The following is a 9,160-nucleotide window of genomic DNA, read 5'->3' on the forward strand; positions in this document are numbered from 1 at the left end:
AGCGAGTTAACTCTTGCGAAGACGTTGTCGAATAAAAAACTCTATGGCGAATAAAGACCCAGCAAGTAGGTAACTGATTAAACCGTTATACAGAGTCCATACCTCGAGAGGTTGGAAGCAGGTGTAAAGCGCGATAGATCCATTGACTACAAAGAACAAGCACCAGATTTTGGTTACGTTACGAGTGTAATCAATACCACTTTGAGGTAAGTCGGGCTCTTGCAGTCTTGCTAGGCGCTCAATAATGGTCTGCGGCTGCCAAAGACTAAGAGCAAATACGACTAACATACAGGCATTTACGATAACTGGGTAGAACGTCAGCCAGCCATGTTGCTTGAAAAGAATACCTAAAGAAAGTAGGGCAATTCCCGCACAACCACTTATCCAAGCTAAATGTTTTAGCTCTTTGATTTTTGCTTGGCTTCCTGTTGCTATTCGCAATACAAACATAACGACTAAAACCAATCCAACAGCTTGTAAACCAAACTTATTTAGTCCGAAATACACCGCTATTGGATAGGTAAATAGGATAATTGCCGACAGCACAGTCAGCACAGAACGCATTTATGCGTCCTTTAATAGATTAGCTACAGATTCAACCACATCGTTTACAGTACGAACGGCTTTGAACTCTTCGGGCTTAATCTTTTTGCCTGTCACTTTTTGTAAGTGCACAACAAGATCAACGGCATCAATGCTGTCTAAGTCTAAATCTTGGTACAGGTGCGCTTCACCTGTAATGTCATCGGCTTCTAATTCGAATAACTCAATGAGTGCGTCTTTTACTTGGGTAAAGACTTCTTGTTTGTTTATTTCTGTCATAACAAATTCTGTCTAGTTGTTTGCTTGAGATGAAATGTAGTTTGCTAAGTTTTCTACTGAAGCAAAGTGCTGGCGAGTATTCGTATCATCAGCATCGATCATGATGTTATATTTTTTCTTGATCGCTAGACCTAGCTCTAATGCATCAATGGAATCTAACCCTAGACCGTCACCAAACAATGGCGCTTGTGTTTCAATTTCATCAATGCTCATATCTTCAAGGTTTAGCGCATCAATAATCAACTGTTTGAGTTCGTTGTGTAATGTTTCCACTTTTGCCTACTTCTTTTATTTAATCGTTATAATATTTAATTCAATACTGAACTTCTAAAAATGTTTTATTGAGGGAATATTGTTTCTGACAAGTGTCGGTTAAGTTGCCTAGCCGAAGAAGTCAGATTATTTGCATCCTCAATAAAAGGAGTAATTTCTATTTTACCTTTCACTTCGACATGAAAAAAGGGTTTCGTGTCCGGTACGTGATACCATTTTTTTTCTTTCGTTAAGAAGCTTGGTGAAACGGTAATGTGTATTACCCGTAAATCTGTCTGAGTTCTTGTTGCAATTTGAGCCGCGCCACGTTGAAGTGATGGTTCTATACCGGGGGGGGTGCGTGTTCCTTCCGGGAAAACCAGCAGCACATTACCACGTTGAAAACGTTCTTCACATCGTTCCAGTAGATCTTCTGGTGAATGGTTTGGTATATAACCCGCCGCTCGAACGATTCTTTTCATGAATGGGTTAGCCCAAACCGCAGCTTTGACAAGGCAATCACATTGTGGAAGTTGAGAAGCTATCAGAACATAATCGATTAGACTTGGGTGGTTGGCAACGATCAAACAATTTCTGTCTTGTTGCAATAACTCTGTGCCGATGAACTCGTAATCAATCGCACCCGTGAACTTCATTATTCTGCAAAAACTATTAAAAGAAAAACGAATGAGTCGCTGAACTCTTAGTTCTCTTTCAGTAATACTTGAAGATAAAGCGGCAATTATTGGAACAACTAAAAAGCTTAGTAGAAGGCCTCCAATTCCAAAGATACTAAAGCACAAGCCTGTAGCCAATACTCGCCAATACTGATTTGCACGCTTTAGTACCCGTGAAAGTAATGAGGCATGGTTAGTTTTTTTAGTGTTTGGAGGGGGGATACTCATTAATTTTTTGCCCAATGCCAAGCTAGATTTTGACCTGAAATACTCCAAGCGTCACAATCAGATAGAATTTTCTGCAGTACCAGAATGCCTTGAGGTTTACGAAACGTATCATCGGGTGAACTTTGGGTCTTAGATTCGAGTTCTGAGTGACTAATTGGGCGATTTACAGAGCGAGATAAGTGATACTGCTCGCCAGAAGATATTACTAACCCGAATGCATAATCAGAAAAACTCTGATCTTCGAACTCGGAATAGATGGTTGGTAATGGTTGATCAAAGTCTATAACCAAAACCTTATGGTTTGGCTGTTCTTGTAAGTAAATAGCGGCTTCAATAAGTGCATTATGAAAAGTATCTTGCCCTGACGATATTGATGTTAGGGGGATAGGCGCTTTGGCGGCAATGGTCGTTAAGCCTGCAGCTGTATTATGAACCGACTGCGAAAAAGCCATTGGTGAGGCGTCTTCACCTTCTAAAATACTCTGAATGAGACCGACCGTTCGGTGAAGTTCTCCATGACGACTAGCAAAGATAAGATAATCAATACCGGCAGTATCGGAATAATTATCATCGTCATGCATTGACGGTGGCGTTTGTAAAAGGGAGAGGGCAGTTTGAACGGCAAGTTTACTTTGAACGCTCATTCTCCGGCGCATCATCGCTGGGATGGCTTTAAATTCTGTCACGCTTTTGCTTTGGCTATTTTCGCCATTGCATGAGCTATTTATATCGGTAGCCCAGCATTGCCACTCTTCTTTTGTGTTGAGCCCAGGCGCGTGTGCTGCCCATTTCTCAATATTAAACGAGATTATTTTAGATGGATTTGACATAGAGTATTGATTTGCGTTGTGTCTCACTAAATACTAAGGGCATTTTTCAAACATGAATAAGGAAATTTCCATGAAATCACTAAAAATAGTCATATCACTATTCTTTATCTTAATTCTTGCAGGATGTGGACGAGTTCAGCCAGTGATGAATGTCGAGGATACTCCAGTTGCTTTAAATCTTCAAAGTAAACAGGTGAAATCAGCGATTTACGACTCGGCAATTGATCGTGGCTGGCTAGTGTCTGAAATCAAACCAGGTCTTCTCCGTGCTGAGTTGTACGTGCGTTCTCATCATGCGGTGATTGAGATTCCATACAGTGATAAATTTTATTCAATATTGTATGTCGAGTCAGAAAACCTTAAGTATGCAGATGGAAACATTCATCGAAACTATAACCGCTGGATCAATAATCTCAATGTAGATATCAAGCGTAAGTTGGCGGTTATGGCTGCACAGTAAGTTATTTTTACATTCAATAAATTAGGTTTTTAGTTTTGCAATATAATATTGACCCGTTTAATGCTTTAGAGGCAAAGACAGAAGCTCAAAAGCTTTCCTTTGCTCCAATCGTTTTCCATACAGCAAGAACATTACGTGATCTCGACATTTTAAAAGCATTAGATGATGCTGGAAGTGCAGGTTTATCTTCGGTAGAAATATCTGAAACAACAGGTGTTTCAGAGTACGGAGTAAAAGTGCTTCTTGATATGGCGTTAAGCGCCAATATTGTTTTATGGGATAAACCTAACTATCGCTTGGCGAATTTGGGTTTTTTCCTACAGCATGATGGTATGACTAAGGCCAATTTAGATTTTACAGCGGATGTTTGTTATGCAGCGATGATGCACTTAACGGAAGCGATTAAAGAAGGCACTCCTGCTGGCTTGAAAGAGCTTGGAAATTGGGAAACTATTTACCAAGGGTTATCTCAATTACCTGAGCAAGCAAAGCAAAGCTGGTTTAACTTCGATCACTTCTATTCAGACCGTTCGTTTCCAGTTCTTTTGGAAACAGTATTTCAAAAGAAACCTAAAACATTAGTCGATATTGGTGGCAATACCGGTAAATGGGCAATGCAATGCTGTGGTTATGATGACGATGTTCAAGTCACTATTGTAGATTTACCGCAGCAACTTGAGATGGCGATGAAGAATGCTCAAGATCATGGTTTTGAACATCGTGTAACGCCTTACCCAGCGAATATGCTGGATAAGAACCAACCATTGCCTAAAGGCGCTGATGTATGGTGGATGAGCCAATTCCTTGATTGCTTTTCACCAATGGAAATTCTAAGTATTTTGAAGCGTGTTCGCTCTCATATGTCTGAAGATGCGACGGTTTATATTCTAGAGCTATTTTGGGATTCTCAAAAGTATGACGCGGCGTCGTATAGCTTGAATGCAACCTCTTTGTATTTTACGTGCTTAGCGAACGGTAATAGTCGCTTTTACCGAAGTGAAGATTTCTTAGAAATTGTCGAAGAAGCTGGGTTCGAGGTAGTAACGCGAACCGATGACATTGGGCTCGGTCATACGTTACTTGAACTTAAAGCTGGATAGTTAAAAGACCTAATCGTTTCTTTGTTGAATCGTAAAAATAAGAGCAGTGTGGCTTAAATAAATGAAAAAACTATCAACTCAAGTTGTTGTTATTGGCGCTGGTCCTTCGGGCTCAATGGCTGCTTCCTTACTTCACAGTAAAGGAATTGATGTACAAGTCATTGAGAAAAGCGAATTTCCCCGATTTTCTATTGGTGAAAGCTTACTCCCTGCTTGTATGGAAGTCATCGACCAAGCCGGTATGCTTGATGCTGTAAAACAGAGTCATTTTCAGTATAAAAATGGTGCGGCTTTTCGTAAGAAAGGTGTGTATACAGCATTCGATTTTGAGGATAAATTTTCTACCGGCCCTGGCACCACTTATCAGGTTCAGAGAGGTAGTTTTGATAAAGTTCTCGCGGATTGTGCTGAGCAGCAAGGCGTCAAAATTTCTTATAAACATGAATTAACCGCGATTCAGTTTACAGAACATTCATCGATTTTGGATGTGCAAGTAGAGGGTGGGGATAAGTATCAGATTGAGGCTGATTTTGTGCTTGATGGCAGTGGGTTTGGACGTGTTCTACCTAAGATGCTCAACCTTGAAGAACCGTCTTGCTTACCATCGAGAAAAGCTATTTTTACTCACATCGAAGATAACATATCAACTTTAGAACATGGCTGTGAATATGATCGAAATAAAATTTTGATTTCAGTTCACCCGACGAATCCCGATGTTTGGTATTGGTTGATCCCTTTTAGCAACGGTACGTCTTCTTTTGGTGTGGTTGGAGAGCCTGATTTTTTTGAAAATTACCCCGAAGATAAAATTGAGTTACTTAAACAGCTATCTAATGAAGAGCCAGGGTTAGCTGAAATTTTGAGCCATGCACTCTACTCAAAGCCTGCGGGAGAAATCGGTGGGTATTCAGCAAACGTGAAGCACTTGGCAACCGATCGCTATGCTTTATTAGGTAATGCTGGCGAATTTTTAGATCCAGTATTTTCCTCTGGTGTCACTATTGCTATGAAATCTGCACAATTCGCGGTGGAATGTCTTGAAAAGAAATTGAGTAACAACCCTGTCAATTGGCTGGAAGAGTATGAAAAGCCACTCATGGTGGGGGTCGATACATTTAGAACGTATGTTGAGTCTTGGTATTCCGGTGAGCTTCAAGACGTGATTTTTCATCAGTCCCCAAATCCGAAAATAAAACAGATGGTGTGTTCAATTTTAGCTGGATACGCATGGGACACGACTAACCCCTATGTGAAAGAGCCGCAGAGAAGGCTTTCTACATTGGCTGAGATTTGCCGGATAAATGTGGATTAGTTGTGCTCTAAATAGTGTTAAACGCTATGTAAATAAAACGCTATGTAAATAAAAAGCTCTGCAAACAACTAGTCGTTTACAGAGCTTTTTAATTGGAAGTCATGAAGCCAAGACTTGAAATGCTTAAGCCAAAAGTAGAATGACTTAAGTAAAAATAGAATTACATAAATGAAAACAGCATTACTTCAGGTCAATGCTGTTCAATCTCCCCATAAAGATAAGTATGTCTATTACATCTTTATGTGCATCTAAAAGCACTCGCTTAGTTTGTGTGTATGCTGACAGCCGACCATGTCTTTTGATTGAACATACTTTCGTCTTGTATTTATATTCTCCTGTTTCTGAGAATACTCGCCATTTAGCTATATAACATTCATCTCTATGCTCAGGATCTGCAAGAGTTGGGTTAGGTTTGAAAACAATCTTTGGCTCTAAACTGTGTGGCAAGCGTGTCATTAAATACGGGTCTTTAAGGATTTTCCCCCAAAACTTCCCCCACAGCTGTTTGCCTAATTCATTGCGTAACTTCAGCGTTTTTTTGAGAGCCTTTTCTTCACCCATACGAACAAAACCAACAGAGCGGTGTATGACCGTATCGTCAGGTGTATGTATATGGATTTTGAAAGCAGTTTTACCTTTGGAGATAAAACGGTGGCCAGTTGCACCAATTAAATTGTTCTGACTCATAAGTTTGATAAATGATAGTTATGTTAATAGTAAGATTACGACAATTATCAAAAAACTAAAACACACAGTACGAAAAAATGACAAAGAAGTGTGTTTGTTGATAGAAGTAGTAAAGCCTTAGCCAAATGCCAAGGCTCTATTACTTAGAGTAGACTATTTTGGCTATAAAATTTTATTCATTACATCGCCAATTTGAATACTGTTGGCAAGGTTGGGTTGATCGACTGTTAGCTCTGCTTCATTTTCATAAACGCGAGAAACTGTTAGTGTCATTTCACTTTGAGAGACTTTATTACGAGGTAAACCGTTCTGATCAATAAACGAGCCGGTATGCCATAACTGAAGTTTATCGCCTTCTTGCACGCCATGCAAACGTCCAAGATCCATCGTGACCGTATTTCCAAAAACAGCCGCTACTTCAGGTAACGTAATTTTGCATGACACTTCCGACTCCAAGTCGAGCATGATATTTCTACTTACACGGAGCATCATACTGCCGTACGTAGAAGCCCAGAAGCGGGCACTGCGCGTATCCACTTCACTGGTTTTAGGGAATGGCCATTTAGCTACTTCTCGGTAACTGCGGTTGTAAACTTCGTGCCCTGTTTTACCGTCAAAGACTTGCATCTCTAGAGCGAATTGTCGGTTGATGATGTCATCTCTGAGCAGTTTCGATTCTATTGTGGCCGATAAATCAGTAATGACACCGCCGATAATGTATTGAGCTCCCGTATCTTGAGCAATCATCTTTAGCATTTCAGGTCGACGTTTATCGATCTCATAATCAGTAGTTCCAACGGAAACAAAGCTACGAGATTCTTGTGATAGCTGTCTGTTCACTACATGACTGAAATCGTCACCAATTTTGTAGATTTTTCCCATAACAGCTTGCTGAGGGGAGGCAACATCGATGTTGCCGACCAAAAATGTCTTTTTATATTGGCTTTCATGGCAAGCATTTGCCGAAGGGTAGATGTCGATTCGAGCTGTGATCATCATATTATTTCCACGGGTTCGCTCTTTTTCTATCAAGATATAGCGCACTTCATGGTTGGTGAATTGGTACTCTTTTTTTGAAGCTTCCAAGTAAGGTCTTAGGTTACTGATGCTTCCTATATCGGCGCCAGAGAATTGAACAGCCTTATAAACAGCATCTTCTAGAGCATGTATTCTCGCGGTATCTTCTGATGAAACTATGGTGGCAACACCGGTAACCTCATACCAAGAAGCATGAGCATTGAAAGATGCCGTTATCAATAAACTTATTGAAAATAAAATAGAAATTATTTTTTTCATTTGATTGTTACCAGTTGGGTATAAATATTGCTTATAAATAATCCATAAGCATAAAGCTAATTTAGGCGCTGTTTTTCAAATCTAAACAATTAACGAAAAGCAAGGACCGTTCCAACATTGTAATCCATCAACGAAAGTAATGTAGAGAACAAGTTGGCGTAGTAAGCACTAAATATATCTGGAGATTAAGACAATGAAAAAATGGCTTGTAGCAATGAGTGTGATGCTACTAACATCATGCGCCTATTCACCCATCTATAACGGCAAATCAGAGTATTCTGGTAGCCAGTTTATGCTGATGGACAGCCCGCGCCATACTATGGACTTTTTTGTTGAGAGTATGACTGAAGATCTGATGATCTCTAATACCAGTGTGTCAGCAAGAACACCGATTGCAGTGACATCATTTGTTGATCTACAGAATATGGATGCGACAAACTGGCTTGGTAATTCAGTATCGGAAGGTTTCATTCATCAATTCCAACGTCGTGGCTTTAAGGTTATCGATTTTAAAACGACGGGCTCAATTCAAGTGACCCAGCAAGGTGACTTTGCAATCAGTCGTGATTGGAAAGACCTTGCTCAAGAGCAAGATGTTCAATATGTATTAACAGGAACGATGCTTCGCCAAGAAGGCGGTGTGCTAGTTAATGCTCGCGTGGTTGGCATGCAAACTCGTGTTGTTGTCGCTTCTGCTCAAGGTTTCTTACCCGCAGACCGCATAGGTCGCGATTTGGATACATTGAATAGTATTCGAACTCAAGATGGCGTTATTATTCGTTCTGATCCAACGATGACTCAACCTTATACTGTAATTCTTCGTCCTTAGGAGCTCACAATGAAGACGGTTATATTTGCTTTAGCGGCATTATTATTAGTAGGCTGCCAGCCATTACAAAGCATGAGATCAGACGATTTCTTGGTTGCAGTGGGCTATGCAAGTATTAGTGAGCAAGCTGGACGTAATGATGAAGAGAAACGAATTAGAGCTATGCGTGCATCTAAGATAGATGCTTACCGAGAATTGGCTGAACAAGTCTATGGTATGCGTGTCAGTGGACGAGCTCAATTAGAAGATCAGCGTCTTGGCACTGAGCGAACTTCAGGTGCAGTTGATGGCGTGATTCGTGGTGCAGAAGTGGTCCGTAGTTACCCTGTTGGTGATAGCTATGTGACTGAGTTACAGCTCGATATCCGTAAAATGGAAAAGCTACGTGATTACGGTGAAGTTCAACCTGTACCAGAGAAAAGACAACAAACTCTATTCTAATTGTTAAAAGCCAATAAGGTTTGATTTCCAGGTATTGAACCTCGTAGGTAGTATCCAATATGGGTAACTAATCATCTAGATATAGAATAAACATTAACCGGCAAGTATTTCACATACTTGCCGCTTTTTTATGTGTGATACATTGAAGGTTGTAAAGATAGGGCTACATTGTTTTAAGAAGATAAGAAGATAAGAAGATAAGAAGATAAGAAGATAAGAAGATAAG

Annotated in this window: 12 protein-coding genes; 5 read left to right on the top strand and 7 right to left on the bottom strand. The window is 40.2% G+C overall.

All coding sequences use genetic code 11. The features are described 5' to 3' along the window. Nucleotides 1-6 precede the first annotated feature (6 nt). From L4C37_RS20560 to L4C37_RS20580, 5 genes are all read right to left on the bottom strand, one after another. Nucleotides 7-564: a COG4648 family protein gene (locus L4C37_RS20560; protein WP_429769771.1), complete on the bottom strand. Its 558-nt coding sequence runs from the start codon at nt 562-564 to the stop codon at nt 7-9. Then, nucleotides 565-822: an acyl carrier protein gene (locus L4C37_RS20565; protein WP_137374827.1), complete on the bottom strand. Its 258-nt coding sequence runs from the start codon at nt 820-822 to the stop codon at nt 565-567. 12 nt (nt 823-834) lie between these two features. Then, nucleotides 835-1,095, bottom strand: a complete 261-nt coding sequence (locus tag L4C37_RS20570) for a phosphopantetheine-binding protein (protein WP_137374826.1) — start codon at nt 1,093-1,095, stop codon at nt 835-837. 65 nt (nt 1,096-1,160) lie between these two features. Next, complete coding sequence (locus tag L4C37_RS20575; RefSeq protein WP_429769774.1) at nt 1,161-1,979, bottom strand: lysophospholipid acyltransferase family protein; 819 nt, start codon at nt 1,977-1,979, stop codon at nt 1,161-1,163. After that, the gene (locus tag L4C37_RS20580; protein ID WP_429769776.1) at nt 1,979-2,809 is read right to left on the bottom strand and encodes a beta-ketoacyl synthase chain length factor; all 831 of its coding nucleotides are present in this window, start codon (nt 2,807-2,809) and stop codon (nt 1,979-1,981) included. Before L4C37_RS20580 ends, L4C37_RS20575 begins: the two co-directional genes overlap by 1 nt. A gap of 70 nt (nt 2,810-2,879) precedes the next feature. Between L4C37_RS20580 and L4C37_RS20585 the strand changes: the two genes are divergently transcribed. From L4C37_RS20585 to L4C37_RS20595, 3 genes are all read left to right on the top strand, one after another. Further along, nucleotides 2,880-3,269, top strand: a complete 390-nt coding sequence (locus L4C37_RS20585; protein ID WP_137374823.1) for a hypothetical protein — start codon at nt 2,880-2,882, stop codon at nt 3,267-3,269. 35 nt (nt 3,270-3,304) lie between these two features. Beyond that, nucleotides 3,305-4,369, top strand: a complete 1,065-nt coding sequence (locus L4C37_RS20590; RefSeq protein WP_218941093.1) for a methyltransferase — start codon at nt 3,305-3,307, stop codon at nt 4,367-4,369. A 61-nt stretch (nt 4,370-4,430) separates the two neighbouring features. Then, nucleotides 4,431-5,681, top strand: a complete 1,251-nt coding sequence (locus L4C37_RS20595) for an NAD(P)/FAD-dependent oxidoreductase (RefSeq protein ID WP_273297110.1) — start codon at nt 4,431-4,433, stop codon at nt 5,679-5,681. Nucleotides 5,682-5,861: 180 nt separating this feature from the next. Here L4C37_RS20595 and L4C37_RS20600 read toward each other — a convergent pair whose 3' ends face one another. Together L4C37_RS20600 and L4C37_RS20605 are read right to left on the bottom strand one after the other, a co-directional pair. Beyond that, nucleotides 5,862-6,368, bottom strand: a complete 507-nt coding sequence (locus L4C37_RS20600; RefSeq protein WP_137374820.1) for a Fe3+-citrate ABC transporter substrate-binding protein — start codon at nt 6,366-6,368, stop codon at nt 5,862-5,864. Nucleotides 6,369-6,530: 162 nt separating this feature from the next. After that, the gene (locus L4C37_RS20605; RefSeq protein WP_429769779.1) at nt 6,531-7,664 is read right to left on the bottom strand and encodes a flagellar assembly protein FlgT; all 1,134 of its coding nucleotides are present in this window, start codon (nt 7,662-7,664) and stop codon (nt 6,531-6,533) included. Between the two features lie 193 nt (nt 7,665-7,857). On the opposite strand from L4C37_RS20605, the gene L4C37_RS20610 reads away from it, so the two are divergent. Together L4C37_RS20610 and flgP are read left to right on the top strand one after the other, a co-directional pair. After that, a complete protein-coding gene (locus L4C37_RS20610; RefSeq protein WP_137374818.1) occupies nt 7,858-8,493 on the top strand; it encodes a FlgO family outer membrane protein in 636 nt (211 codons plus the stop codon). Nucleotides 8,494-8,502: 9 nt separating this feature from the next. After that, a complete protein-coding gene (flgP, locus tag L4C37_RS20615; protein ID WP_137374817.1) occupies nt 8,503-8,934 on the top strand; it encodes a flagellar assembly lipoprotein FlgP in 432 nt (143 codons plus the stop codon). Nucleotides 8,935-9,160: the final 226 nt, after the last annotated feature.

Origin of the sequence: Vibrio kagoshimensis (assembly GCF_050337535.1) — a bacterium.
Taxonomy (GTDB): domain Bacteria; phylum Pseudomonadota; class Gammaproteobacteria; order Enterobacterales; family Vibrionaceae; genus Vibrio; species Vibrio gallaecicus.